27 protein-coding genes are annotated in these 24,980 nt (G+C 62.0%); 21 read left to right on the top strand and 6 right to left on the bottom strand.

Annotated features, from left to right (window positions below; all coding sequences use genetic code 11):
* Positions 1–79 precede the first annotated feature (79 nt).
* From MUO32_RS23435 to MUO32_RS23410, 6 genes are all read left to right on the top strand, one after another.
* Entirely contained in the window at positions 80–283 is a 204-nt protein-coding gene (locus MUO32_RS23435; protein WP_069058801.1) for a DUF3126 family protein, read from the top strand.
* 251 nt (positions 284–534) lie between these two features.
* On the top strand, positions 535–888 hold the full coding sequence (locus tag MUO32_RS23430) for a phasin family protein (RefSeq protein WP_257950786.1): 354 nt from the start codon (positions 535–537) through the stop codon (positions 886–888).
* Positions 889–1,169: 281 nt separating this feature from the next.
* The gene (gene clpS / locus MUO32_RS23425) at positions 1,170–1,520 is read left to right on the top strand and encodes an ATP-dependent Clp protease adapter ClpS (RefSeq protein ID WP_257950785.1); all 351 of its coding nucleotides are present in this window, start codon (positions 1,170–1,172) and stop codon (positions 1,518–1,520) included.
* Between the two features lie 9 nt (positions 1,521–1,529).
* Positions 1,530–4,043: an ATP-dependent Clp protease ATP-binding subunit ClpA gene (gene clpA / locus MUO32_RS23420; RefSeq protein WP_257950784.1), complete on the top strand. Its 2,514-nt coding sequence runs from the start codon at positions 1,530–1,532 to the stop codon at positions 4,041–4,043.
* 71 nt (positions 4,044–4,114) lie between these two features.
* Positions 4,115–4,855, top strand: coding sequence for an AzlC family ABC transporter permease (locus MUO32_RS23415; protein WP_257950783.1), 741 nt, complete (start codon positions 4,115–4,117; stop codon positions 4,853–4,855).
* The gene (locus tag MUO32_RS23410) at positions 4,852–5,196 is read left to right on the top strand and encodes an AzlD domain-containing protein (protein WP_257950782.1); all 345 of its coding nucleotides are present in this window, start codon (positions 4,852–4,854) and stop codon (positions 5,194–5,196) included. The genes MUO32_RS23415 and MUO32_RS23410 overlap by 4 nt, the downstream gene beginning before the upstream one ends.
* On the opposite strand, the gene MUO32_RS23405 is transcribed toward MUO32_RS23410, so the two are convergent.
* From MUO32_RS23405 to MUO32_RS23385, 5 genes are read right to left on the bottom strand one after another with little or no spacing between them, the layout of a single operon-like run.
* Positions 5,193–5,642, bottom strand: coding sequence for a YbjP/YqhG family protein (locus tag MUO32_RS23405; RefSeq protein WP_257950781.1), 450 nt, complete (start codon positions 5,640–5,642; stop codon positions 5,193–5,195). The genes MUO32_RS23410 and MUO32_RS23405 overlap by 4 nt on opposite strands.
* On the bottom strand, positions 5,639–6,058 hold the full coding sequence (locus MUO32_RS23400; RefSeq protein ID WP_257950780.1) for an HIT family protein: 420 nt from the start codon (positions 6,056–6,058) through the stop codon (positions 5,639–5,641). Before MUO32_RS23400 ends, MUO32_RS23405 begins: the two co-directional genes overlap by 4 nt.
* Before the next feature lie 15 nt (positions 6,059–6,073).
* Entirely contained in the window at positions 6,074–7,252 is a 1,179-nt protein-coding gene (locus MUO32_RS23395; protein ID WP_257950779.1) for a GNAT family N-acetyltransferase, read from the bottom strand.
* 7 nt (positions 7,253–7,259) lie between these two features.
* Complete coding sequence (locus MUO32_RS23390) at positions 7,260–7,985, bottom strand: glycerophosphodiester phosphodiesterase (RefSeq protein WP_257950778.1); 726 nt, start codon at positions 7,983–7,985, stop codon at positions 7,260–7,262.
* Complete coding sequence (locus MUO32_RS23385; protein ID WP_257950777.1) at positions 7,985–8,449, bottom strand: RidA family protein; 465 nt, start codon at positions 8,447–8,449, stop codon at positions 7,985–7,987. Before MUO32_RS23385 ends, MUO32_RS23390 begins: the two co-directional genes overlap by 1 nt.
* 180 nt (positions 8,450–8,629) lie before the next feature.
* Between MUO32_RS23385 and MUO32_RS23380 the strand changes: the two genes are divergently transcribed.
* The 14 genes from MUO32_RS23380 (at position 8,630) to lpxB (ending at position 22,916) form a co-directional block, all read left to right on the top strand.
* Positions 8,630–9,457 carry a cell envelope integrity EipB family protein gene (locus MUO32_RS23380; RefSeq protein WP_257950776.1) on the top strand — a complete coding sequence of 276 codons (828 nt, stop codon included), beginning with the start codon at positions 8,630–8,632 and terminating at the stop codon, positions 9,455–9,457.
* A 188-nt stretch (positions 9,458–9,645) separates the two neighbouring features.
* A complete protein-coding gene (gene rpsB / locus MUO32_RS23375) occupies positions 9,646–10,407 on the top strand; it encodes a 30S ribosomal protein S2 (protein WP_257950775.1) in 762 nt (253 codons plus the stop codon).
* Between the two features lie 240 nt (positions 10,408–10,647).
* Entirely contained in the window at positions 10,648–11,574 is a 927-nt protein-coding gene (gene tsf / locus MUO32_RS23370) for a translation elongation factor Ts (RefSeq protein ID WP_257950774.1), read from the top strand.
* A 204-nt stretch (positions 11,575–11,778) separates the two neighbouring features.
* Positions 11,779–12,501, top strand: coding sequence for a UMP kinase (gene pyrH / locus MUO32_RS23365; RefSeq protein ID WP_257950773.1), 723 nt, complete (start codon positions 11,779–11,781; stop codon positions 12,499–12,501).
* A 59-nt stretch (positions 12,502–12,560) separates the two neighbouring features.
* Positions 12,561–13,121: a ribosome recycling factor gene (frr, locus tag MUO32_RS23360; protein ID WP_257950772.1), complete on the top strand. Its 561-nt coding sequence runs from the start codon at positions 12,561–12,563 to the stop codon at positions 13,119–13,121.
* Between the two features lie 41 nt (positions 13,122–13,162).
* A complete protein-coding gene (locus tag MUO32_RS23355) occupies positions 13,163–13,909 on the top strand; it encodes an isoprenyl transferase (protein WP_257950771.1) in 747 nt (248 codons plus the stop codon).
* Positions 13,909–14,742, top strand: coding sequence for a phosphatidate cytidylyltransferase (locus MUO32_RS23350; protein WP_257950770.1), 834 nt, complete (start codon positions 13,909–13,911; stop codon positions 14,740–14,742). The genes MUO32_RS23355 and MUO32_RS23350 overlap by 1 nt, the downstream gene beginning before the upstream one ends.
* A 41-nt stretch (positions 14,743–14,783) precedes the next feature.
* The gene (rseP, locus tag MUO32_RS23345) at positions 14,784–15,911 is read left to right on the top strand and encodes an RIP metalloprotease RseP (RefSeq protein WP_374708712.1); all 1,128 of its coding nucleotides are present in this window, start codon (positions 14,784–14,786) and stop codon (positions 15,909–15,911) included.
* 238 nt (positions 15,912–16,149) lie between these two features.
* Complete coding sequence (gene bamA, locus MUO32_RS23340; protein WP_257950768.1) at positions 16,150–18,480, top strand: outer membrane protein assembly factor BamA; 2,331 nt, start codon at positions 16,150–16,152, stop codon at positions 18,478–18,480.
* A 50-nt stretch (positions 18,481–18,530) separates the two neighbouring features.
* Positions 18,531–19,598 (top strand): UDP-3-O-(3-hydroxymyristoyl)glucosamine N-acyltransferase, encoded by a 1,068-nt coding sequence (gene lpxD, locus MUO32_RS23335; protein WP_257950767.1) that lies wholly within the window; start codon positions 18,531–18,533, stop codon positions 19,596–19,598.
* On the top strand, positions 19,591–20,058 hold the full coding sequence (gene fabZ, locus MUO32_RS23330; RefSeq protein ID WP_257950766.1) for a 3-hydroxyacyl-ACP dehydratase FabZ: 468 nt from the start codon (positions 19,591–19,593) through the stop codon (positions 20,056–20,058). The genes lpxD and fabZ overlap by 8 nt, the downstream gene beginning before the upstream one ends.
* 1 nt (position 20,059) lies before the next feature.
* Positions 20,060–20,869 carry an acyl-ACP--UDP-N-acetylglucosamine O-acyltransferase gene (gene lpxA, locus MUO32_RS23325; protein ID WP_257950765.1) on the top strand — a complete coding sequence of 270 codons (810 nt, stop codon included), beginning with the start codon at positions 20,060–20,062 and terminating at the stop codon, positions 20,867–20,869.
* Positions 20,870–20,874: 5 nt separating this feature from the next.
* Positions 20,875–21,753 (top strand): LpxI family protein, encoded by an 879-nt coding sequence (locus MUO32_RS23320; protein WP_257950764.1) that lies wholly within the window; start codon positions 20,875–20,877, stop codon positions 21,751–21,753.
* Positions 21,750–22,916: a lipid-A-disaccharide synthase gene (lpxB, locus tag MUO32_RS23315; RefSeq protein ID WP_257950763.1), complete on the top strand. Its 1,167-nt coding sequence runs from the start codon at positions 21,750–21,752 to the stop codon at positions 22,914–22,916. Before MUO32_RS23320 ends, lpxB begins: the two co-directional genes overlap by 4 nt.
* Before the next feature lie 128 nt (positions 22,917–23,044).
* Here lpxB and MUO32_RS23310 read toward each other — a convergent pair whose 3' ends face one another.
* Entirely contained in the window at positions 23,045–24,268 is a 1,224-nt protein-coding gene (locus MUO32_RS23310; RefSeq protein ID WP_257950762.1) for an MFS transporter, read from the bottom strand.
* 118 nt (positions 24,269–24,386) lie between these two features.
* Between MUO32_RS23310 and MUO32_RS23305 the strand changes: the two genes are divergently transcribed.
* Positions 24,387–24,977, top strand: coding sequence for a TetR/AcrR family transcriptional regulator (locus tag MUO32_RS23305; RefSeq protein ID WP_257950761.1), 591 nt, complete (start codon positions 24,387–24,389; stop codon positions 24,975–24,977).
* The last annotated feature ends 3 nt before the right edge of the window (positions 24,978–24,980 follow it).

Here is a 24,980-nt window from a genome sequence, read left to right as displayed (position 1 = left end):
TGCATCGGCGTTCGAGGGTTTACACGCTCTGGAGCAGGTGCGAGAAGCGCGGCAAATCAAACGTTGACGGAGACATGTCGTGACGCCGGAAGAAATCAGGAAGCTCGAGGCCTACTTCAAGCGCAATATCAACAAGGAGATCGTCATCAAGGCCCGTCCGCGCAAGGATGAGTCGGCCGAGGTCTACCTTGCTGACGAGTTCCTGGGCGTCGTGTTCCGCGACGACGAGGATGGCGAACTCTCCTACAACTTTTCCATGGCGATCCTCGACATCGATCTCTGATCTGTCGAAAACCGCAGGACTGGAAGCCCGGCTGCCTTTGGCGCCGGGCTTTTTCATTGTGCGCCAGATGTTGCCGCTGGCTGTATTGTTATTGTTTTGCGACACGTTGCATTTTGACGGCGCCAATAATCATACCTATCGCGCAAGGCGTTGCTTTGCTTGAAAAATATTGCGCCGCACCATTTCATTGACTTTTTTGTGCGTCGCATATAGATTTTGGACCATACCACCGGGATCCAAAGGAGACTTCGATGTTCAATTTCGACGATGCAAACAAGAAGAGCAAGGAAGCCGTGGACACGCTCTTGAAGAGCTACACGACGGCTGCTCAGGGCTGGCAGGCCATTGCCACCGAAACCGCCGATTACTCCAAGAAGTCGTTCGAAAACGGTCTCGCCCATTTCGAAAAGCTCTCTGGCGTCAAGAGCGTCGAAGCTGCCGTCGAGCTGCAGACCGCTTTCGTGAAGTCCTCCTATGAAGGCTTTGTTGCCGAAGCCACCAAGCTCAGCGAACTCTATGCGGAGATCGCCAAGGGCGCTTACAAGCCCTACGAAGCACCGGTCGCCAAGGCAACCGCTGCCGCCAAGTCGGCCGTTGCCGCTTAAGGTTTTTCAGTAGAGCGTACGCGTATAGCGTTTATCGGCCGGCCGTGGGCAACCGCGGCCGGCCTTTTCGCGTTTCGGGGATTGCGCGGGGCTGACGCGTCGGCCGCAAATTTCGCTATTTCCTTCGGACAGTCCGCGATTATGATTGCAGTGCGAAGCAAGGGTCTTACAATCGTGTGACGAAACATTAGATAACAGGTCCAAAGGCTACCTCAGCCGAACGACGCGCCATAAAGGAAGCGGCCGTAATCAGGGCTCGTAATCAAGGAATGACCACGAAAATGACTGTGAGACGGGTCAGAATGCAGGACGGTGACGAGAGCGGCGGCACTCCCGGTCGCAGCACCTCCGTCATTACCCGCACAAAGCCTAAGACGAAGAAGCCGAGCCTGTATCGCGTGCTGCTTCTCAATGACGATTATACGCCCATGGAGTTCGTGATCCACATTCTGGAACGTTTCTTCCAGAAGGACCGCGAAGCGGCCACACGGGTCATGCTGCATGTGCACAATCATGGCGTAGGCGAGTGTGGCGTGTTCACCTACGAGGTTGCCGAAACCAAAGTGACACAGGTGATGGATTTCTCCCGCCAGCACCAGCACCCGCTGCAATGTGTCATGGAAAAGAAATGAGGAACGACCGTGCCAACATTTTCTGCAAGCCTTGAAAAGGCGCTCCACCAGGCACTGACCTATGCGAACGAGCGCCACCACGAATATGCAACGCTGGAACACCTCCTTCTCGCGCTGATCGACGACGCGGATGCGGCCGCCGTAATGGGCGCCTGCAACGTCAATCTCGATGTGCTGCGCAAGACCGTCACCGACTATGTCGACAATGACCTCGCCAACCTGGTGACGGGCTACGAAGAGGATTCCAAGCCGACCTCCGGCTTCCAGCGCGTCATCCAGCGCGCGGTGATCCATGTCCAGTCTTCCGGCCGCGAGGAAGTGACCGGTGCCAATGTGCTCGTCGCGATCTTCGCCGAGCGCGAGAGCCATGCCGCCTATTTCCTGCAGGAGCAGGAAATGACGCGTTACGACGCCGTCAATTTCATCTCGCACGGCATCGGCAAGCGGCCGGGCGCATCCGAGGAGCGCAAGGTGCGTGGCGCGGATGAGACCGAGAACGAGCAGAAGCAGACGCGCGGCAGCAGCAACGAGCAGGAAGAGCCCGCCAAGAAGCAGGACGCCCTGACCGCCTACTGCGTCAACCTCAACGAGAAGGCCAGGAACGGCAAGATCGATCCGCTGATCGGCCGCCATGCCGAGGTGAACCGCACGATCCAGGTTCTGTGCCGCCGCTCCAAGAACAACCCGCTTTACGTGGGCGATCCGGGCGTGGGCAAGACCGCGATTGCCGAAGGCCTCGCCAAGCGCATCATCGAGGGCAAAGTGCCGGAAGCGCTGGCCGATGCCACGATCTTTTCGCTCGACATGGGTACGCTGCTTGCCGGCACGCGCTATCGCGGCGATTTCGAAGAGCGCCTGAAGCAGGTCGTCAAGGAACTCGAGGATTATCCGGGTGCGGTTCTCTTCATCGACGAGATCCACACGGTCATCGGCGCGGGTGCGACCTCCGGCGGTGCGATGGATGCCTCCAACCTCCTGAAACCGGCGCTGTCCTCCGGCGCGATCCGTTGCATCGGCTCGACGACCTACAAGGAATACCGCCAGTTCTTCGAGAAGGACCGGGCGCTCGTCCGCCGCTTCCAGAAGATCGACGTCAACGAGCCGACCATCGACGACACGATCGAGATCATGAAGGGCCTCAAGCCCTACTTCGAAGAGTATCACAAGCTGAAATACTCCAACGAAGCGATCAAGACCGCCGTCGAGCTTTCGGCGCGCTACATCAACGACCGCAAGCTGCCGGACAAGGCGATCGACGTGATCGACGAGACCGGTGCGGCCCAGATGCTGCTGCCCGCCGGCAAGCGTCGCAAGCTGATCACCGAAAAGGAGATCGAGGCGACGATCGCCACCATGGCCCGCATTCCGGCGAAGACCGTTTCCAAGGACGACGAGCAGGTGCTCGCTGGGCTTGAAAAGGAACTGCGCTCGGTCGTCTACGGCCAGGATCTGGCAATCGAGGCTCTGGCGTCGGCCATCAAGCTTGCCCGTGCGGGCCTGCGCGAACCGAACAAGCCGATCGGCAGCTACCTGTTCTCCGGCCCCACGGGCGTCGGCAAGACGGAAGTCGCCAAGCAGCTTGCCGCCTCGCTCGGCGTGGAACTGCTGCGCTTCGACATGTCCGAATACATGGAGCGGCATACGGTCTCGCGTCTGCTCGGCGCACCTCCCGGCTATGTCGGCTTCGACCAGGGCGGCCTCCTGACCGATGGCGTGGATCAGCATCCGCATTGCGTGCTGCTGCTCGACGAAATCGAAAAGGCGCATCCGGACCTCTACAACATCCTGTTGCAGGTCATGGATCACGGCTCGCTGACCGACCATAACGGCAAGAAGATCGATTTCCGCAACGTCATCCTGATCATGACGACCAATGCGGGCGCATCCGACATGGCCAAGGCCGCCATCGGCTTCGGCTCGTCGAAGCGCGAAGGTGAGGACCTGGAGGCGATCAACCGCCTGTTCACGCCGGAATTCCGCAACCGTCTCGATGCGATCATCCCGTTCGGCTCGCTGCCGACGCCGGTCATCCATCAGGTCGTGCAGAAATTCGTCATGCAGCTGGAAACCCAGCTGGCCGAACGCAACGTCACTTTCGATCTCCAGCAGGAAGCAATCGCCTGGCTGGCCGAGAAGGGCTACGATGAGAAGATGGGCGCCCGTCCGCTGGCGCGCGTCATCCAGGAAAATATCAAGAAGAAGCTCGCCGACGAAATCCTCTTCGGCAAGCTCAAGAAGGGCGGCGTCGTGCGCGTTTCCGTCGGTCCGAAGGAAGACGGCTCGAAGGGCCTGATCCTCGACGCCGTGCCGGAAACCGCACCGATCAAGCCGAAGGCCGAAGTGGAAGAGGCTGCCGCCAAGAAGGCAAAGCCGCGCAAGACCAAGGAAACCGTCGCCGCCGAGGCAGCGCCGGCCAAGACCAAGTCGTCGAAGAAGGCGACGGAAGCCAAGGCCCCGGAGCCGAAGGACGAGCCGCCGCGCAAGTCCTCCAGCGCCGTTCCGAAAGTGCCGCGCAAAAAATAACGGCTTTACAAATGATACCAGCCGGGCAGGAAACTGCCCGGCTTTCTTTTTGCCGATGATCCGGGATATCCATGACTGCCGAGACCGCGCCAGAACCCCAATCCCAGATGCACTGGTTCCTGATCGGCGCGCGCGGGCTTTTCAGCCTGCCGGCCATCATCCTCATGCTGTCCTTCGTCGGCTTTGCAGCCTTCACCGCCGAGGCGAAGATCCCGGTCGGACAGGTGATGTTCATGACCGGCATGGTCTGGGCGCTGCCCGCCAAGGTGATCCTCGTCGGCTCCATGCTGTCGGGCGCGCATATCGCGACGGCGTTCATCGCCGTGACGCTGTCTTCCGTGCGCATGATGCCGATGGTGGCCGCGCTGATACCGGAAATCCGCACCAGCCGCACGCCGACCTGGCTGCTGCTCATCGTCTCGCATTTCGTCGCCATCACCGCCTGGGTCTTCGCCATGGAGAATGTGCGCGATGTGCCGCGTTATGGCCGAGTCGCTTTTTTTGCTGGTTTCGGAATCACGCTGACGATCACCAATATTCTGCTGGTCGGCATCGTCTATGGCGCCGTCTCGGAGTTTCCGCCCATCGTGTCGGGCTGCCTGTTCTTCCTGACGCCCGTCTATTTCCTCACCTCGATCTGGATTTCCGCGCGCCATCGGGTGATCTACTGGGCCCTCGGCATCGGCCTCGCGCTCGGCTATCTCTTCGCGGTGATCGCGCCCGAATATGACATCCTGCTGACCGGTATCATCGGCGGCACGCTCGCCTGGTGGGGAGAACGGATGTTGCGGCGGAAGGAGGCCGCGCGATGAGTTTCGAAGGCCCCTGGCCCTATATCTACATCGCCATCGCCGGCTGGCTCGCCACGGATTTCTGGCGCTGGTCCGGCGTCATCGCGGGCAATCGCATCGATGAAAAATCAGAGTTGCTGAACTGGGTGCGGGCGGTCGCGACGGCGCTGGTGGCCGCCGTCATCGCCAAGCTGATCTTCTTCCCGACGGGAGCGCTGGAAAGCTCGCCGCTCTGGCTGCGGCTCGGGGCGGTGCTGGCTGGCGCACTCTTTTTCTTCTTCGGAGGCCGCTTCCGACAGATTCTGGGCATCGCCGCGGCCATCGCCTTCCTGGCCGCGGGGCTTGCGCTAACGGGCGCTTAAAGCGCGCTCAGGCCGAGGCTCTGGCGCAGGTCGAAGCCACCTGCGACGGGATAGCGGACATTGCCGATCTTCCAGTTCGGGCCATTCTTCACGAAGTCGATCTCGACGGTTTTCGTTGCGCCGAAATTCGTCATCTCCGCGCGCACGACTGCGTCCTTCGCGCTCTCCGAAACGAGCGCGACGACGGCGGAGACCTTGTCGAAATCCTGCGCGTCGATGAAGAAATCGAAACCCGGATGGTTTTCGCCCGAGAGTTGCTCCGCGACATCGCGTACATAAGGCACGTCCTGCGGCCCGTTGCCGTCATTGGCGTAGGCAGCGTAGATCTTTTCGACGATCTCTTCCGGGCGCTCGGCTGCGAAAACAGGAAAGGCCGGCAGCGCTGCGGCAAGTGCGGCGCTGGCGAGGCCGAGCAGGACGGTGCGGCGGGTGAGGACGGTCGTCATGCCAGCGCCTTTCTGAGCTTTTCGGCATTGGCCGAAAGCACGCCCTGGTCTTCCATCGTGCCGGAATGCGGCTTCAGCGGTAGGCCTTCGACGCGCGGGATGACGTGGAAATGCAGATGGTACACGGTCTGGCCGGCGGCCGGCTCGTTGAACTGGATGACCGTCACGCCATCAGCCTCGAAGGCTTCCTTCACCGCGACCGCAACCTTCTGTACGACGGGCATGAGCCGCGCCAGCGTTTCCGGATCGGCATCGAGGATGTTGCGCGAGGGCGCCTTCGGGATGACCAGCGTGTGGCCGTTCGCCTGCGGCATCACATCCATGAAGGCGAATGTGTGCTCATCCTCATAGACGCGGTGCGAGGGGATTTCGCCGCGCAGGATTCTTGCGAAAATATTGTTGGTGTCGTAGCTCATGCTCGTCTCCCGGTCTCAGTCTGTCTCGTTGTGCTCTGTGCGGCGGAATGGGCCGTGTTCGGCCAGATAGTCGCCCATCATCTCCACATCTCGGCGTTCGCGTTCGAGGTAGTCGGCGACGGCGCGGCGCAGGCCGGCATGGGTGATGTAGTGGGCGGAATGGGTAATGGTCGGCAGGTAGCCGCGCGCCAACTTGTGCTCACCCTGTGCGCCGGCCTCGACGCGCTTCAGGCCCCTGGCGATCGCAAAATCGATGGCCTGATGGTAGCAGACCTCGAAATGCAGGAACGGATGGTCCTCGATGCAGCCCCAGTGCCGGCCGTAGAGCGTGTCGCCACCGATGAAATTGATCGCGCCGGCGATATAGCGGCCGTCGCGTTTCGCCATGACGAGCAGGATGTCGTCGGCCATGCGTTCGCCGATCAGGCTGTAGAAATCCCGGTTGAGATAGGGGCAGCCCCATTTTCGGCTGCCGGTGTCCATGTAGAAGGTGAAGAACTGATCCCAGATCGCTTCGGTCAGATCCTTGCCGGTCAGCCAGTCGATCGTAATGCCATGTTTCAGCGCCGCCCGGCGCTCCTTCTTCAGCGCCTTGCGCTTGCGGGAAGCCAGCGTATCGAGAAAGGCGTCGTATGAGCCGTAACCGTCATTGACGAAATGGAACTGCTGGTCGGTGCGGTGCAGATAGCCTGCCGCCTCGAAGACCGGGATTTCCGCGTCCGGCACGAAGGTGACATGGGCGGAGGAGACGCCGTGGCGCTTGGCGAGTTCCTTCAGGCCGCCGGCAAGGGCTGCCTGCGCTTCGATGACGGGCTGGTCGGCCCGGTGCAGCAGGCGCGGGCCGGTGGCGGGCGTGAAGGGGATGGAGGCCTGCAGCTTTGGATAATAGCTGCCGCCGGCGCGCTCGAAAGCATCGGCCCAGCCGTGGTCGAAGACATATTCGCCCTGGCTGTGATTTTTCAGATAGACGGGCAGGGCGCCGATAAGGGCCTCGTCGTCGTCTTCCAGAAGAAGGTGCTGGCCGAGCCAGCCGGTATCGGCTGTTGCGCATCCCGATTCCTCGAGCGAGGAGAGGAAGGCGTGGCTGACAAAGGGATTGTATGGTGTTTGCGTATCCGCTCTGGAGGCGCCGGAAAGACGCCCCCAGTCTTCAGCCGAAATATCGGCAAAGCTCGTTTCGACGCGGATGCGCACCGTCACCTCAGGCCGTAAGGGCTTCGCGCGGATCGAAACCTTCGAAGGTCATCTGGTCCGCGTTGAGCGCCGTGATCGTGCGCGCCTCGTCGTCGCGCACCGTCCAGGTGATGATCTGCCTGCCGAGATCGCGCTGCCGGCTGATGAAGGCGTTCGGCAGGTGGCCGTAATAGTAGGAGATGAAGTCGAGGCCGACTTGCATCGCCTCCTCGTGCACGGCAAATTCCTCCGGCCGCGCGCCATCCGCCGTCAGGCCGACCGGGCGGGTCGTGCCGATCTCCTTGAGGTCTTTCAGAAGCCACTGGTCGAAGCTCATCAGGGCGATCGGGCCGTCATAGCTTTCGATGGCATCGAGCACGGCCATCGCAAAGCCGTCGTCGTCGCCCTTGCGGCCTTTCAGCTCCAGAACGAGCGGGACGCGGCCCTTCACGAGGTCGAGAAGCTGGCGCAGCGTCGGCACCTTGTCGGCCGTGCCGCCAATTTTCAGGAGGCCGAGTTCGGCCGCTGTGCGTTGGCGCACGTCGCCGTCGATGCCGCAGAGACGCTTCAGGTCGTCGTCATGGAAGACGACGGGAATGGCGTCGGCGGCATATTGCAGGTCACATTCGATGGCAAAACCAGCCTCGACGGCGCGGGCGAAGGCGGAAAGGGTGTTTTCCCAGACCGCCCGGTTGAGATCATGATAGCCGCGATGCGCGATCGGGCGCTCGGTCAGCCAGTTGAATTTGTGCATCAGGCGATTTCCATGATGGCGTCGATCTCGACGGCCGCATTCAGGGGCAGGGATGCCATGCCGACGGCGGCGCGGGCATGTTTGCCGGCTTCGCCGAGTGCGCCGACGAGAAAGTTCGAGGCGCCGTTCAGCACGAGGTGCTGTTCGACGAAATCGGGCGTCGAGGCGACGAAGCCATTGATCTTGATGATGCGCTTGATGCGCGAGAGGTCGCCAAGCGCAACCTTTGCCTGGGCGAGAAGGCCGAGCGCGCAGAGTTCGGCCGCCTTCTGGGCTCCGGCGACATCGACATCCTTGCCGACATGGCCGGTTACCGCGAGCTTGCCGTCGAGCATGGGAAGCTGGCCGGAAATGTGGAGCACGTTGCCGCTGATGACGAAGGGCACGTAGTTGGCTGCGGGCGCTGCCGCCACGGGAATGTCGTAGCCCAGTTCCTTGACGCGTTTTTCGATTTCAGCGGACATTCTGGTCTCCATTCTTGATCGCCGACTTCCAAGACAGGGACGGCGCGGTGCGGCTGTGAAGGGCATTGCGGCAGGCGCTGCTGCAATGTTGGAAATGAATATGACGTCGCGTGGATATTGCCTCGCTTTTGCCGAAAGAGTTCATATAACATCGCGCTCGACTTCAACAGGAGGAAACGGATGTTTCGTTCAGCCTTTGTCGCGGCCGTCACGGCCGGGACATGCCTCGCCGGCAGCGGCGTGACCAGCGCCTTTGCCTCACCGGCGAGCGGGCTTGCGCCGCACCGCGCCGTCTATGACCTCCAGCTCAAGGATGCCACCGAACGCTCCGGCATCGCCGGCATGTATGGCCGCATGGTCTATGAGTTCAATGGCAGCCCGTGCGACGGCTACACGGTAAGCTTCCGCTTCGTCACGCAGGTCAATACGGGCGAGGAGACACGCCTCACCGACCAGCAGACGACGACCTACGAGGACCTGAAGGGCGGCAGCTTCCGCTTCCTCACCCGTTCCTTCACCGACGAGAAGCTGGACAAGGAAGTGCGCGGCACGGCACGCGAGGAAAAGGCGGGCGTCAGCGTCGACCTGACATCGCCCGACGCGCGCAAGCTGGAACTGGCGGAGAGCCGTTTCCCGACGGAACATATGCTCGATGTCATCGAACACGCCAAGAAGGGCGACCGCTTCTTCGAATCACGCCTCTATGACGGCTCGGACGCCGGCGACAAGACGCTGATGACGACCTCCGTGGTCGGCAAGAAGGAAATGCCGAAAGCTGGCGACCCGGATGCCGACAAGGCCGGAAAATTCGCAAAGCAGGCGTTCTGGCCGGTGTCTATCGCCTACTACAACGACACCAGCGATGGTGACGCGCTACCGGTCTACCGCATGGCTTTCAAGCTGTACGAGAACGGTGTCACGCGGGACCTGACCATGGACTATGGTGAGTTCGTGCTGACCGGAAAACTTGCCAAGCTCGAGATGTTCAAGCAGCAGGAATGCAAGTAAGCGCGGCCCTTTGAGCGTTTTTTAACCCGCGGCCCTTGATTTACCGGGAAACTGGGGGTAAAGGGCCGCTCATTCCACACGTGAGGCTTGGGATTGTCCGGGAGAAATCCGGACCGTTCCGCCCGGTGGCATTTCCCAGGAAGTGCTGTTCGCCTTGCGGAGGTTCAACCGGAAAAGGATAACTAGGCATGGCATTGCCCGATTTCTCTATGCGCCAGCTTCTCGAAGCCGGCATTCACTTCGGCCACCAGACCCACCGCTGGAATCCGAAGATGAAGCCGTACATCTTCGGCGATCGTAACAACGTTCACATCATCGACCTTGCGCAGACCGTTCCGATGCTGTCGCGCGCCCTTCAGGTCGTGTCCGACACGGTTGCCGGCGGCGGCCGCGTTCTGTTCGTTGGCACGAAGCGCCAGGCGTCCGACATCATCGCCGACGCTGCCAAGCGTTCGGCCCAGTATTACGTCAACGCCCGCTGGCTCGGCGGCATGCTGACGAACTGGAAGACGATCTCCAACTCGATCCAGCGCCTGCGCAAGCTCGACGAAATCCTCGCTTCGGAAGGCTCCGGCTATTCGAAGAAGGAACGCCTGACCCTCGAGCGCGAACGCGAAAAGCTTGAAAAGGCTCTCGGCGGTATCCGCGACATGGGCGGCACGCCGGACCTGATGTTCATCATCGACACCAACAAGGAATCGATCGCGATCGAAGAAGCCAAGCGGCTTGGCATTCCGGTCGTCGCCGTGATCGACTCGAACTGCGATCCGGACCCGATCGACTTCCCGATCCCCGGCAACGACGACGCCTCGCGCGCCATCGCCCTCTACTGCGACCTGATCGCCCGCGCTGCCATCGACGGCATCGCGCGCCAGCAGGGCGCATCGGGCCGTGACCTCGGCGCCTCGGCTGAAGTACCGGTCGAGCCGGCTCTCGAAGCCGAAGCGTAAGGCAAAGGTCGGAGCGACGCCGTCGCTCCTGCTTTCCTATCCAACCGAGGCCAGAGAGACGATCCCTGGCCTCGGCTTGTTTAAAGGTCCTGCATGCCCGCTCTCTTTCCGATGGCGGTTGAGGCGGCAGGCCAGCGGTGATCTTCATCACCCTGTCATATTTCCGGGTACATTCGTTCCCAAAACCTTGAGTTCGCCGAGGTTTTCCGGCGGCACGCAACAACCGACAAGAGGCTCACAATGGCTGAAATCACCGCTGCACTGGTGAAGGAACTGCGCGAAAAGTCCGGCGCAGGCATGATGGACTGCAAGAGGGCGCTGGCTGAAAACAACGGCGACATCGAAGCGGCAATCGACTGGCTGCGCGCCAAGGGCATCGCCAAGGCCGACAAGAAGTCGGGCCGCACGGCTGCCGAAGGTCTCATCGGCATCGCCAGCGCCGGCACCAAGGCCGTCGTCGTCGAAGTCAACTCCGAAACCGACTTCGTTGCCCGTAACGACGCCTTCCAGACGATCGTCCGCGGCATTGCCGACGTCGCGCTGACCACCGATGGCACCGTTGAAGCCGTTGCTGCTGCCACCTATCCGGCGACCGGCAAGTCGGTTTCCGATACGATCAAGGACGCTGTCGCCACCATCGGCGAAAACATGAACCTGCGCCGCTCGGTCCTGCTGTCGGTCGAAGACGGCGTTGTTGCGACCTATATCCACAACGCTGCCGCTGACCGCCTCGGCAAGCTCGGCGTTCTCGTCGCGCTGAAGTCGACCGGCGACAAGGAAGCCCTGACCGCCATCGGCCGCCAGGTTGCCATGCACATCGCTGCAACGGCTCCGCTCGCCATCCGCGCCGAAGAAGTCGACGCTGCCGTCGCCGAGCGCGAACGCAACGTCTTCATCGAGCAGTCGCGCGCCTCCGGCAAGCCGGACGCCATCATCGAGAAGATGGTCGAAGGCCGCATGCGCAAGTTCTTCGAAGAAGTCGCCCTGCTGTCGCAGGCCTTCGTCATGAACCCCGACCTGACCGTCGGCGCTGCCGTCAAGGAAGCTGAAAAGACCGTCGGCGCGCCGATCGAAGTCGTCGGCATGGCCCGCCTCCTTCTCGGCGAAGGCGTCGAAAAGGAAGAGTCGGACTTCGCAGCCGAAGTCGCAGCCGTCGCCAAGGGCTGATTTCCCATTCTTCTTGGGAAATAGACGGTCCATTTGGGAAAACAATTGGGCGCCGCGTGACAACGCGGCGCCCTTCGTGTATCCGGCTTGCCGATATGCCTGCCCCGAAATTTCTCTGCGGCCATGGCTGCCTCCTGCGCAACCGCCCCGGTTGCCGCCCGGCAGTCGGTTCGGGTGAGCAGGTGCACGAGTTCAGGAGCGACAATGACGGCCAAGCCAATCTATAAACGTGTTCTGCTGAAAGCCTCCGGCGAGGCGCTGATGGGCTCGCAGGGCTTCGGCATCGACGTCGCCGTGGCAGACCGCATCGCCTCCGATATCGCCGATGCCCGAGCGCTCGGCGTCGAAGTCGGCGTCGTCGTCGGCGGCGGCAACATTTTCCGCGGCGTGGCCGTTGCCTCCAAGGGCGGCGATCGCGTCACGGGCGACCACATGGGCATGCTGGCGACCATCATCAACGCGCTTGCGCTCGCAACGTCGCTGCGCAAACTCGACATCGACACGGTCGTCCTCTCGGCCATCGCCATGCCGGAAATCTGCGAAAGCTTTTCGCAACGCGCGACGCTCTACCATCTGTCGCTCGGCCGCGTGGTGATCTTTGCCGGCGGCACGGGCAACCCGTTCTTCACGACGGATTCCGCCGCGGCCCTTCGCGCTGCCGAAATGGGCGCGGAGGCGATCTTCAAGGGCACCCAGGTCGACGGCATCTATTCCGCCGACCCGAAGAAGGACCCCGATGCCACCCGTTTCGACCGCCTGACGCACAGCGAAGTGCTGGAAAAGGGCCTCGCCGTCATGGACGTCGCGGCCGTCGCGCTGGCGCGTGAAAACCATATCCCGATCATCGTCTTCTCCATTCATGAAAAGGGTGGTTTTGCAGAAATATTGACCGGTGGCGGACGCGGGACCATCGTAACCGACAACTGATTCTCACGTCGGCGCACGCTGGACGCGTGCAGCCGCTGAATGACAATGGGAGTATTCCGATGAGTGAAGGTATTGACCTGAAGGAACTGAAGCGTCGTATGGATGGCGCGATCACAGCCTACAAGAACGACATTGCGTCGCTGCGCACCGGTCGCGCCTCGGCCAACGTGCTCGACCCGGTACAGGTCGAAGCCTATGGTTCGCGCGTGCCGCTGAACCAGGTCGCCAACATCTCGGTTCCCGAGCCGCGCATGTTGTCGGTCTCCGTCTGGGACAAGGGCATGGTCGGCGCCGTCGAGCGCGGCATCCGCGAATCGAATCTCGGCCTCAACCCGATCATCGACGGCCAGAACCTGCGCATCCCGCTGCCGGAACTCAACGAAGAGCGCCGCAAGTCGCTTGTGAAGGTCGCGCACGACTATGCCGAAAAGGCCAAGGTGGCGATCCGTCACGTGCGCCGCGACGGTATGGATGACCTTAAGAAAGCCGAAAAGGATGGCAGTATTGGTCAGGACCTGAGCCGTGCCCAATCCGAAAAGGTGCAGAAGATGACGGACGACACGATTTTGGACGTCGATCGCTTGCTTGCCGAGAAGGAAAGAGAAATCATGCAGGTTTAAGGCTTCTGCCACCTGCATTTTTTCTCTTTTCCGGATTGCCCATGAATCAGCTTTCGCCCAGCACCGTACCGGCACACGTCGCCATCATCATGGATGGCAACGGACGCTGGGCGAATGCACGCGGCCTACCGCGTGCCATGGGGCACCGCAAAGGCGTCGAGGCCGTGCGCGAGGCGGTTAAGACGGCTGCCGAATGCGGCGTCTCCTATCTTACGCTGTTCGCTTTCTCCTCGGAGAACTGGAACCGGCCGGAAAGCGAGGTTTCGGACCTCATGGGGCTTTTGAAGACCTTCATCCGGCGTGACCTCGCCATCTTGCACAAGCAGGATGTCCGCATCCGCGTCATCGGCGATCGGGCCAATCTCTCGAGCGACATCCTGCCGCTGCTTCTGGAAGCCGAAGAGACGACGCGCGGCAATTCCGGTATCACGCTGGTCATCGCCTTCAATTACGGCGCTCGAGACGAGATCGCCCGCACGATGCGCAAGCTTGCCGAAGAGGTTGCGGCCGGACGTCTCGATCCGTCGCAGCTGACATCCGAACGGATCGGCGCCTCACTCGACACGGCCGGCATTCCCGATCCCGACCTCATCATCCGCACCAGCGGCGAGGAGCGTCTGTCGAACTTCCTGCTCTGGCAGGCGGCCTATTCCGAACTGATGTTCGTTCCCGAATTCTGGCCTGATTTTTCGCGCGATACGTTTCGCGCGGCGCTGGCGCGTTACGCCGCGCGCGAACGCCGTTTCGGCGGCCTGCAGCCTGCGCCCACGCTTGCGGTTGGTTCGTGATGCAGAGTGAACTCCGTCTGCGCGTCATCTCCGGCATCGTGCTTGCCGCCGCCGTTCTCGCCGCCACCTGGTACGGGGGCTTTGCCTTCCGCCTGCTCGCCGCCGCGATCTCCGTCCTCGTCTATTACGAGTGGTCGACGATCACGCGGCTTCCCGATTCGGATTTCCGCGGCAACGCCTTCGGATGGGCAACCGTCGCCGGCATTGCCGGCCTCGTCATTTTCGGTTTCGATGAACTGGCGCTGCCGGTGCTTATCGGCGCGACCGTCATCAGCATTCTCTATGCCTTCGCCTTCACGAAGAGCGGCTGGCTGCCGGGTGGCATCGTCTATTCGGGTCTGACGGCGATCTCGCTCGCCTTCATCCGTGGCGACGGCGGCGAAGGCTTCGCAGCGATGATCTTCATCTTCGCCGTCGTCTGGGCGACGGATATCCTGGCCTATTTTGTGGGACGCGCCATCGGTGGCCCAAAGCTGGCGCCGCCGATCTCGCCGGGCAAGACCTGGTCAGGCGCCATCGGCGGCGCGGTTTCGGCCGTCATTGCCGGCACGCTGGTCTATGCCGCCTTCTTCCCGCTGAACGGGGTGTGGATCCCGGTCATCGCGCTCATCCTGTCCGTTTGCAGCCAGATCGGCGACCTCTTCGAATCCTTCATCAAGCGCCGGTTCGGCGTGAAGGATTCCAGCCGTCTCATTCCGGGCCACGGCGGCGTCATGGATCGCGTCGATGGCCTTGTTTTCGCCTGCTTCGCCGCGTTCCTCATTGCAATTGGCAATACGATCGTGTCGGGGGCCGCAAACGCGCCAGCCGGCGTGTTTCTCTTTGGCCCGTGAGCCGCACGTACTCACGAATGACTGGGGACTGAATCATGGACATGCTGGCTAGCTCCGTCGGTTTCTTGACGGGCTATATCGTTCCCTTCCTGATCGTGCTGACGCTGATCGTCTTCATCCACGAGCTGGGGCATTATCTGGCCGGCCGCTGGTCGGGAATCGGTATCACCGCTTTTTCCATCGGCTTCGGTCCTGAAATCATCGGCTTCAACGACAGGCATGGCACGCGCTGGAAGCTTTCGGCGATTCCCCTCGGTGGCTATGTGAAGTTTCTCGGGGACGAAGATGCGGCCTCCATTCCGGACTATGACGCGCTGGCCGCGCTGCCAGAGGCCGAGCGCAAGCGCACGTTCCTTGGTGCGGCCTTGTGGAAACGCGCCATCACGGTTGCAGCCGGCCCCATCGCCAATTTCATCCTGGCCATCGCTATCTTCGCAGTGATGTTTTCCATCTATGGCCGGCAGGTCGCCGACCCGATCGTCGCAGAAGTGCGCCCCGGCAGCGCTGCGGAGGCCGCAGGTGTCCGCCCCGGCGACCTGCTCGTCGCTCTCGACGGCAATCCGGTGGTGACCTTCGACGATGTGCGCCGCTATGTCAGCGTAAGGCCGGAACTGAAGATCACCGTGACGGTGCGCCGCGACGGTGCGGATCTCGACCTGCCGATGACGCCGCAGCGCAGCGAGATCACCGACCAGTTCGGCAACAAGATCGAGCTCGGCCTGATCGGCATCGTCACCAACCAGGAAACCGGCAATTTCCGGGTCGTGGAATACGGTCCGCTCGAATCGATAGGGCAAGGCGTCATCCAGAGCTGGCATATCGTGACGGGCACGTTCGACTATCTGTCGAACCTCGTGATGGGCCGCATGAAGGCCGATCAACTCGGTGGTCCCATCCGTGTGGCGCAGGCTTCCGGCCAGATGGCGACGCTCGGTGTTGCCGCTGTGCTGCAGCTGGCTGCCGTTCTCTCTGTTTCCATTGGACTTTTGAACCTGATGCCGGTTCCGGTACTTGATGGCGGCCATCTGATGTTCTATGCGGTGGAAGCTATCCGGGGCAGACCTGTCGGGCCCGGGGCGCAAGAGATCGCATTTCGCATCGGCATGGCGCTGGTGCTCATGCTGATGGTCTTTGCGACCTGGAACGATATTTCGATGCTTCTGGGCTGAGAGTGCCGGCTGAGCCGGGTGAGGAATATAAGGGGAGCCGCTTGCCGCAAGTGTGAATGCTAAGGGTCTGTTTACCGTAATGAAACTCAGGTAGTGGCCTTAGGGCCACGGTTTGAATTGAAGTAAACAGAAATTAACGCGTGACCTTGCTTGTATGGCAAAAGCGGTTAAAACGGCAAACGTGACCGGACTCGGGTGCACGCCCGCCGGGACGTTGAAACGAAGGTAAGTAGTGAAGATGAAAGCTGGTTCAAACTTTTTGAACGCCGTGTCGGCCGTTGCATTGTCGGCTAGTATGGTTGTCACGGGCGGCTCTTTTGCCACGCTTGTCTCCGCATCCGTCGCGGAAGCGGCCACGATCCGCAGCATCCAGGTTCGCGGTGCGGACCGTGTGAGTGCCGAAACGGTCAAGGCCAACGTCACCATCGTGCCGGGCAAGGCCTTCTCGAACGCCGATATCGACGCCTCCGTGCGCCGTCTCTTCGCGACCGGTTATTTCTCGGATGTGAAGATTTCGGTTTCCGGCAGCACGCTCCTCGTCACCGTCAATGAAAACCAGCTGATCAATCAGGTCGTCATCAACGGCAACCGCAAGATCAAGGATGAGAAGCTGGTCGGTCTTCTGCGCTCGCAGTCGCTTGGCCCGTACAGCGAAACCGCTATCGAGGCCGACAAGCAGACGATTCGCGACGCCTATGCCTCGATCGGCCGCAGCGACGCGACGGTCACCACACAGACCCATCCGCTCGGCAATGGTCGCGTGAACCTCGCCTTCGTCGTCGATGAGGGTGATCGCACGAAGATTTCTCAGATCAATTTCGTGGGTAACCAGGCCTACAGCAATGGCCGTCTGAAGGCGGTCATCGTCACCAAGAAGTCGAACTTCCTGTCGTTCCTGACCCGTAAGGACGTCTACAGCGAAGAGAAGCTGCGCGCCGACGAAGAGGCGCTGCGCCAGTTCTACTTCAACAACGGCTATGCCGACTTCCAGGTCGTCTCGTCGGAAGCGGTGCTTGACGAAGCGTCCAACGAATATGTCGTCACCTTCACTGTGGACGAAGGCCAGCGTTACAATTTCGGTGGCGTGAATGTCGAATCGACCGTCGAAGGCATCGATCCGGAAGAGCTGAAGGGTCTCGTCGAGACCCGCGAAGGCAAGACCTATCGCGCCAAGGACGTGCAGGACACGATGTCCGCTATTTCCCAGCGCGTCGCTGCCAGCGGCTACCCGTTCGCCCGCGTGACGCCGCGCGGCAACCGTGACCTCGGCAACGGCACGATCGCCGTCGACTACCTCGTCGACCAGGGCGAGCGCGCCTATGTCGAGCGCATCGAAATCCGCGGCAACACCCGCACGCGTGACTACGTCATCCGCCGCGAATTCGACATCGGTGAAGGCGATGCCTTCAACCAGGAAGTCGTGACGCGCGCCAAGCGTCGCCTGGAAGCGCTCGGCTACTTCTCGGCCGTCAATGTCACGACCGCTCCGGGCAGCCAGTCCGACCGCGTCGTGCTCGTTGTCGACGTTCAGGACCAGTCGACCGGTTCATTCGGTATCGGCGCCGGTTACGAAACGGGTAACAACGGTGGCTTCAAGATCGAAGCGTCCATCGAAGAGAAAAACTTCCTCGGTCGCGGCCAGTATATTCGCGTGTCCGCAGGTACGGGTCGGAATACACGCGACTACTCCCTGTCGTTCACCGAGCCGTATTTCCTCGGCTATCGCCTTGCTGCAGGTTTCGACATCTTCAGCAATAAGGACGAGAGCGAAGATTACTACACGCTCAACACGAAGGGCTTCAATCTGCGCGTAACGGCGCCGATCACCGAAGACCTCTCGACGACGCTGCGCTACAGCTATGCGCGCCTGGACTACAATTCCAGCGATCTCGACGAGCTGTCCACGCCGTATCAGGATGTTGTGAACAATGGCCCATGGGTGCGTTCTGCCGTCGCCCATAGCCTGACCTACGATACGGTCGACGATCGCACACTGCCGCGTGAGGGTATCTATGCCCAGATCACACAGGAAGTGGCTGGTCTCGGTGGCGACTCCGAATACTACAAGATCTACGGTAAGGCGCGTTATTTCCATACGTTGATGGAAGAGGCCGACGTCATCGGCTCCGTCGCGGTGAGCGGCGGCCACATGTGGGGCTTCGGCACGACGCGGGTCTATGACCAGTTCACGCTCTCGGCCAACGACTTGCGCGGCTTCGAGTCGGGCGGCATCGGTCCGCGCGCGACCTCGACGGGCGACACGATCGGCGGTACGACCTACTTTACTGCCTCGGCCGAAGCATCGTTCCCGATCCCCGGCATTCCGCGCGACTCCGGTTTCCGTGGTGCAGTCTTCGTCGATGCCGGTACGCTGTACGGAAACGACGTCAAGACTGTGGCGGCGGACAAGCTCAAGGGTACTGACATGAGCCTGCGCGCCTCTGTCGGCGCCAGCGTGATCTGGGCTTCGCCGTTCGGCCCGCTGCGCTTCGACTATGCTATTCCGATCAAGAAGGAAGAGTTTGACGAAGTTCAGCGCTTCAAGTTCGGCATCGCGACGCAGTTCTGACGACGGCCGTCCAGAACCTCAGAGAACACAGACGTTCTGGAGTCTTGCCGATGGAACATACCCGGTTTTTTCCGCCCCACGACGGTATTCGTCTGGGTGACCTGGCCGACGCGCTTGGGGCGGAACTTGCCGATGCTGCGCATGCCGACCGCGTCGTGCGCAGTGTTTCGCCTGTCAATCGGGCGAAAGACGGCGATCTTTGCTACATTCTCTCCCGCAAATTTCGCGCCGAGCTTGAGACGAGCGAGGCGTCCGCGATCCTCTGCGATCGCGCGCTTGCGGCCTTGATCCCTGATCATATTGCCGTTCTTGTCTCGAAGCGTCCGCACACCGATTTCGCGCGCGCAGGCGAATTGTTGTATCCGTCCGCGATGCGCCCGGAAGCGATGACGTCCGCCACGGCCTCGATCTCACCGGCAGCCTATGTCGATCCCGCGGCACGTCTCGAACCGGGCGTTTGCGTCGAGCCGATGGCCGTCATCGGCAAGGGGGCGGAGATCGGCGAGGGCAGCCATATCGGTGCTGGTGCGGTCATCGGACCGGATGTGAAGATCGGGCGTGACTGCACGATTGCAGCGGGCGCGACCGTGCAATACGCACTCATCGGCAACAATGTCATTGTTCATCCCGGCGCCCGCATCGGCCAGGACGGTTTTGGTTATGCACCAGGCCTCAAGCCGGGCATGATCAAGATCGTGCAGATCGGCCGCGTCATCATCCAGGATCATGTCGAGATCGGCGCCAATACGACGATCGACCGTGGCACGATGGACGATACCGTGATCGGCGAGGGGACCAAGATCGACAACCAGGTCCAGGTCGGCCACAACGTGCGCATCGGCCGCCATTGCGGCATCGTCAGCAAGGTCGGCATCGCCGGTAGCACCCGTATCGGCGACGGCGTAATGATCGGCGGCGCATCTGGTATCAACGGACACATCACCATCGGGGATGGCGTGCAGATCGCCGCCATGAGCGGTGTCGTCGCCGATATTCCGGCGGGCGAGAAATACGGCGGCGTTCCGGCCCGCCCGATGCGCGATTTCCTGCGCGACATGGCGGAAATCGCCATGCGTTCCAGCACTCGAGTTCAGAAAAAGGGGGGCAACGATGAGTGAAGAAACCAAGGCGACGCTCGGCGTGGCTGATTTGCGTGAGATCCTCACGCTGCTTCCCCACCGCTATCCGTTCCTGCTCGTCGACAAGATCATCGAGATCGATGACGACAACTCGGCGATCGGCATCAAGAACGTCACGGTGAACGAACCCCAGTTCATGGGCCATTTCCCCGATCACCCGATCATGCCGGGCGTCCTTCTCATCGAAGGCATGGCGCAGACCGCCGGCGCGATCTGCGCGCGCAAATCGCGTTCGGGTTCGAACCTCGTTTATTTCATGACGATCGATAATGCCCGTTTCCGCAAGCCCGTCGTTCCCGGCGACCGCGTCGAGTTCCATGTCGTAAAGCAGAAGCAGCGCGGCAATATCTGGAAGTTTCATTGCGACGCAAAAGTTGATGGGCAACTTGTCGCGGAAGCTGATATCGGCGCGATGATCGTGAAAAAGGAAGACGCCTGAAATGATTGCCGCAAGCGCGAAGATCCATCCGCTCTCCGTCGTGGAAGACGGAGCGGTCATCGGCGAGAACGTCGTCGTCGGCCCCTTCTGCCATGTCGGGGCCAAGGTCGTTCTCGAGGATGATGTGGAGCTTCTGACGCATGTGGTCGTCACAGGCCGCACGGTCGTTGGCCGTGGAACGCGCATTTTCGCCAATGCCGTGATCGGCGGGGATCCGCAGAGCGTGCACCACGATGGCGCCGAGACGACGCTGAGCGTGGGCTCGATGTGCGTGATCCGCGAAGGCGTGACGATGAACACCGGCACGACTGAAGGTGGCGGCAAGACCGTCGTCGGCAACAACAACCTGTTCCTCGCCAATTCCCACGTTGCGCACGATTGCCAGCTCGGCGATCACATCATCATGTCGAACAATGTGATGCTCGCCGGCCATGTGACTGTCGAAGACCGCGTGATCCTTGGTGGCGGTTCGGCCGTGCACCAGTTCACCCGTATCGGCCGCCATGCCTTCATCGGCGGCCTTTCGGCCGTGTCCTACGACGTCATTCCCTATGGCATGCTGAACGGTAATCCGGGCATTCTCGGCGGCCTGAATGTCGTGGGCATGAGCCGATCGGGCATCGAGAAGGCGACGATCCACGAAGTGCGTCGCGCTTTCAAACAGATTTTCGAGGGCGAAGGTTCGATCCGCACCAATGCCGCCGCGATCCGCGAACAATATCTCGGCAGTGCGCCGGTCATGCACATTCTCGACTTCATCGCGGCCGACAGCGACCGCGCGCTTTCCTCGCCGAACCGGGGCAAGGGCTGAGCCCCATGGCGGACGGCCGGGCCGAGACGCGCGACCGGCTGGCCATCATCGCCGGCGGCGGCCTGTTGCCACGCTACGTAGCGGATGCTGCCCGCGCCCGCGGTGAGAACCCGTATATCCTCGCCCTCAGCAACGAATCCAGCGAGAACTGGTCCGGTTTTGACCACCAGGTGATTTCCATCGGTAACTATGCCGGCATCGGCGCCGCCTTTCGGGCGAACGGTATCGGTCGCGCCGTGCTGTCGGGTTTCGTGCGCCGCCGGCCGGAGTGGCGTGATATCCATGCGCCCTGGAAGGCGCTGCTTGCCGTTCCCTCCATCGTACGCACGCTCATGAAAGGTGGCGACGATACCGTTTTGAAGATGGTCATCCGCCTGATCGAGAGTGAGGGCGTTCGGGTGGTCGGTGCGCATGAAATCGTGCCGGATCTTCTCGGCACCGAAGGACCGCTCGGCACGGTCGTGCCGGACACCGCCGCTGAGGCCGATATCGCCGCCGCCGCCGCCGCCGCACTGGCTCTTGGCCGGCTGGATGTGGGGCAGGGCGCGGTGGCCGTCGGAGGGCGCGTGGTGGCGCTGGAAGGTGCCGAAGGCACGGATGCCATGCTGGAACGCGTGGCACAGCTGCGCGTCGCGGGACGCATTTCCCAACGGCGCAAGGGCGTGCTCGTAAAGCTCTGCAAGCCGGAACAGGATCTTCGGGCGGATTTGCCGTCGATCGGCGTCGAGACGCTGCGGCGGGCGCAGGCTGCCGGTCTTGCCGGCCTTGCCGTGGAAGCGGGACGATCCCTGGTTCTGGAGCGTGAAGCACTGATGGCCGAGGCGAATGCGTGCGGCCTTTTCGTCACCGGCATCGTGCCATCGCGAACGGAGGGCGCGTCATGACCGATAAAGCACTCAGGATCGGCGTCATCGCGGGCGAAGTCTCGGGCGACCTTCTGGGCGGCGATCTCGTCGCGGCGTTGCGCGAAGCCTATCCCGGCCCGATCGAACTCGTGGGTGTCGGCGGCGAGGCGCTGGAACGCCAGGGCCTGAAATCCCTGTTCGACTTCTCCGAGCTGTCGATCATGGGCATTTCGCAGGTGCTGAAGCGCCTGCCGTTGCTGCTGCGCCGCATCCGGCAGGCCGCGGACGCCCTGATCGCGGCGCGACCGGACGTGCTTGTCATCATCGATAGCCCGGATTTTACCCACCGTGTCGCGCGGCGCATCCGCAAAGCCCTGCCGGACCTCCCGGTCGTCAACTATGTCTGCCCGAGCGTCTGGGCGTGGAAAGAAGAGCGCGCGCCGCGCATGCGTGCCTATGTCGATCGCGTGCTCGCTTTGCTTCCCTTCGAGCCTGCCGCCATGGAGCGCCTTGGCGGTCCCGAGACCATCTATGTCGGCCATCGTCTGATCGGCGACGCGCAGATCCGGCAGGTCAGGGACGCGCGGCTTGCCCGGGCGGATCGCGATCCCGGCGAAAGGGTGTGCCTGCTGCTGCCGGGCTCGCGCTCCACGGAGATTACCCGGTTGCTTCCGGTCTTCGGTGACACGGCAAGAGAACTTGCCCTTCGCAACCCCGGCATCCGCTTCCTCCTGCCCACCGTACCGCGCCAGGAGGCGCTCGCGCGCCGGCTGACCGCAGATTGGCCGGTGAAGCCGACCATCACCGTGTCTTCCGAAGAAAAGTGGCAGGCTTTCGCCGAAGCCGATGCGGCGATCGCGGCCTCCGGTACGGTCATCCTGGAGCTTGCGCTGGCCCGCGTACCCGTGGTCTCCACCTACAAATTCGACTGGCTGGCCAATCTCTTCCTTCGCAAGATAAAGGTCTGGACGGCCGCCATTCCCAACATCATCGCGGACTACACCGTGGTGCCGGAATATCTGAACGAGCAGGTCCGTCCCGGCAGCCTCGCGCGCTGGTTCGAGCGCCTGTCGTTCGATACGCCAGAACGCCGCGCCGTGCTTGAGGGCTATGACCTCGTCTATGCGCGCATGCAGACGGAACGGCCGCCCGGCGAGACCGGCGCGGCGGTGATCATCGATCTTCTCGCAACAAAAAAGTAACGGCGCCGGGCGTCAAGCGCGATCGCTCCATGATTTCGCATTCTGGCATCAGTGACAAACGAGGCCGGAGCATCGTAACCGATGCTCCTGCCTTGAGTGTATACGGGTCTTGCTGAGACAGGCTTTTGTTATTCTGCCGCCTGCGGCACCGGGCAGACACCGCCGCCGCAATTCTCGCCGGCGAGTGTACGCTGGCCGAGGGCTATGGTGAACGCCGCGCCGAGGCCTGCAGCGACGGAGACCCAGAAACCACTCTGTGAGCCGAACGTATCGACGGCCCAGCCGGCGAGGAAGGCACCGAGCGCCATGCCGATTCCGATGCCGGTGGTGACCCAGGTGATGCCTTCCGTCAGCATGGTTTCGGGAACACGGCGCTCGACGAGGCCGAAGGCGGTGATGAAGGTCGGCGAGATAGCGATGCCGCTGACGAAGACGGCGATGGCAAGCAACGGCACCGTGCCGGCGAAGGGCAGCGGCAGGGCGGTGAGCGCCAGTACGGTGACGGCGATCATCAACTGCTTTTCGAGCGCCAGCTTCGGGTTCAGGGCGCCGAGCACGAGGCCGACGACGAAGGAGCCGATGGCGTAGACGCCGATGACGAAGCTGGCGGTGTTCGGCTGGCCAAGGTCCTTGGTGATTGCGACCGCGCTGACTTCGGCCGTGGCGAAGGTGGCGCCGACGAAGATGAGGGCGAGCGTGATGATCTGGACCGGACGCAGGCGGATCGCCGATTTCTGCGGTGGGCTGCCGGCGACATGGCGCACGGCCGGTTCCGTCGCTCGCTGGAGCACGAAGGCGAGGGTGCCAAGCGCCAGGAAGGCTGTGCTGATCAGCATGCCGGCCTCGGGGAAAAGCGCCACGGCAAGGCCGACCGACAGCGAGGCACCGGCGATGTAGACCAGTTCATCGGCCGCCGACTCGAAGGCGAAGGCGGTGTTGAGTTCTGGCCTGTCGCGGAAAATCTCCGTCCAGCGGGCTCGCAGCATGGCAGGCATGCTGGGCATGGCCGCGGCCAGGAAGGCAGAGGCGAAAAGCGTCCAGGCCGACCATCCCTGATTGGCGGCGGCGATCAGCGCCAGGAACGCGAGCACGGAGACCGTTGTCGTCGGTGCCAGCACGGCCGACTGGCCGAAGCGGTCGACCGCGCGGGATATCTGGGGAGCGATGAGGGCATTGGTCAGCGCATAGGTCGCTGAAACCGCGCCGGCGAGCCAATATTCCCCGTGGGTCTGCGACAGCATGGCGACGATGCCGATCGGCGCCATGGCGATGGGAAGGCGGGCGAGGAAGCCGGCGGCGGAAAATCCCTTGGTTCCCGGCTCACTGAAGATTTTCTTGTACGGATTGGACATGGTCTGCTCCTGTAAACGGGCAATTTCGCCACTTACATACGTAGCGTATGTCCAAGAAGTAGTTGCGTACGATGCGTATGTCAATTAAAATACGCGGCGTATGTCAATAGGAGACGCCATGCGCAAACCGCGCGAGGAAATGATCGCTGAAACGAGGGCAAAGCTGATCGCGGCCGGGCGCCATGCCTTCGGCACGGTCGGCTATGCGGCGGCGTCGATGGACGATTTCACGGGCGACGCCGGGCTGACGCGCGGCGCGCTCTACCACCATTTCGGCGACAAGAAGGGGCTGCTGCAGGCGGTCATCCGGGAAATCGACGCGGAAATGACGGACCGGCTTCATCGTATTTCGTCCGCCGCGCCGAATCGCTGGCAAGGTTTCGTCGAGGAGTGCGTCGCCTATATCGAGATGGCGCTGGAGCCGGAAATCCAGCGCATCATGTTTCGCGACGGGCCGGCGGTGCTCGGAGACGTCTCGCAGTGGCCGACGAGCAATGGCTGTATCGCCGCGCTCAGCGACAGCATCGATCAGTTGAAATCGGAAGGCGCGATGGCCGATATCGACACGGAATCGGCGGCTCGTCTGATCAACGGGGCGAGCAGCCATGCGGCGCTGTGGATCGCCAATTCCGAGGATCCGAGCGAAACGTCGAAACGCGCGGTGCGGGGATTTCGCACCTTGCTGGAAGGTTTGCGCGCGAAGGCCTGACGG

Origin of the sequence: Shinella sp. CPCC 101442 (genome assembly GCF_024704725.1) — a bacterium.
In the GTDB taxonomy this organism is placed as follows: Bacteria; Pseudomonadota; Alphaproteobacteria; order Rhizobiales; family Rhizobiaceae; genus Shinella.
Note: the sequence above shows the minus strand (reverse complement) of the source record. Positions and strands in the feature narration are given on the sequence as shown.

Coding starts and splice junctions, on each gene's coding strand:
- MUO32_RS23400 (WP_257950780.1), bottom strand. CDS start 6,058: ATGAGCTACGACACCAACAATATTTTCGCAAGAATCCTGCGCGGCGAA.
- bamA (WP_257950768.1), top strand. CDS start 16,150: ATGAAAGCTGGTTCAAACTTTTTGAACGCCGTGTCGGCCGTTGCATTG.
- MUO32_RS23355 (WP_257950771.1), top strand. CDS start 13,163: ATGAATCAGCTTTCGCCCAGCACCGTACCGGCACACGTCGCCATCATC.
- MUO32_RS23415 (WP_257950783.1), top strand. CDS start 4,115: ATGACTGCCGAGACCGCGCCAGAACCCCAATCCCAGATGCACTGGTTC.
- MUO32_RS23430 (WP_257950786.1), top strand. CDS start 535: ATGTTCAATTTCGACGATGCAAACAAGAAGAGCAAGGAAGCCGTGGAC.
- lpxB (WP_257950763.1), top strand. CDS start 21,750: ATGACCGATAAAGCACTCAGGATCGGCGTCATCGCGGGCGAAGTCTCG.
- rpsB (WP_257950775.1), top strand. CDS start 9,646: ATGGCATTGCCCGATTTCTCTATGCGCCAGCTTCTCGAAGCCGGCATT.
- MUO32_RS23310 (WP_257950762.1), bottom strand. CDS start 24,268: ATGTCCAATCCGTACAAGAAAATCTTCAGTGAGCCGGGAACCAAGGGA.
- lpxA (WP_257950765.1), top strand. CDS start 20,060: ATGATTGCCGCAAGCGCGAAGATCCATCCGCTCTCCGTCGTGGAAGAC.
- fabZ (WP_257950766.1), top strand. CDS start 19,591: ATGAGTGAAGAAACCAAGGCGACGCTCGGCGTGGCTGATTTGCGTGAG.
- MUO32_RS23405 (WP_257950781.1), bottom strand. CDS start 5,642: ATGACGACCGTCCTCACCCGCCGCACCGTCCTGCTCGGCCTCGCCAGC.
- MUO32_RS23350 (WP_257950770.1), top strand. CDS start 13,909: ATGCAGAGTGAACTCCGTCTGCGCGTCATCTCCGGCATCGTGCTTGCC.
- MUO32_RS23390 (WP_257950778.1), bottom strand. CDS start 7,985: ATGCACAAATTCAACTGGCTGACCGAGCGCCCGATCGCGCATCGCGGC.
- MUO32_RS23305 (WP_257950761.1), top strand. CDS start 24,387: ATGCGCAAACCGCGCGAGGAAATGATCGCTGAAACGAGGGCAAAGCTG.
- frr (WP_257950772.1), top strand. CDS start 12,561: ATGAGTGAAGGTATTGACCTGAAGGAACTGAAGCGTCGTATGGATGGC.
- MUO32_RS23380 (WP_257950776.1), top strand. CDS start 8,630: ATGTTTCGTTCAGCCTTTGTCGCGGCCGTCACGGCCGGGACATGCCTC.
- lpxD (WP_257950767.1), top strand. CDS start 18,531: ATGGAACATACCCGGTTTTTTCCGCCCCACGACGGTATTCGTCTGGGT.
- clpS (WP_257950785.1), top strand. CDS start 1,170: ATGACTGTGAGACGGGTCAGAATGCAGGACGGTGACGAGAGCGGCGGC.
- MUO32_RS23385 (WP_257950777.1), bottom strand. CDS start 8,449: ATGTCCGCTGAAATCGAAAAACGCGTCAAGGAACTGGGCTACGACATT.
- rseP (WP_374708712.1), top strand. CDS start 14,784: ATGCTGGCTAGCTCCGTCGGTTTCTTGACGGGCTATATCGTTCCCTTC.
- MUO32_RS23320 (WP_257950764.1), top strand. CDS start 20,875: ATGGCGGACGGCCGGGCCGAGACGCGCGACCGGCTGGCCATCATCGCC.
- pyrH (WP_257950773.1), top strand. CDS start 11,779: ATGACGGCCAAGCCAATCTATAAACGTGTTCTGCTGAAAGCCTCCGGC.
- tsf (WP_257950774.1), top strand. CDS start 10,648: ATGGCTGAAATCACCGCTGCACTGGTGAAGGAACTGCGCGAAAAGTCC.
- MUO32_RS23410 (WP_257950782.1), top strand. CDS start 4,852: ATGAGTTTCGAAGGCCCCTGGCCCTATATCTACATCGCCATCGCCGGC.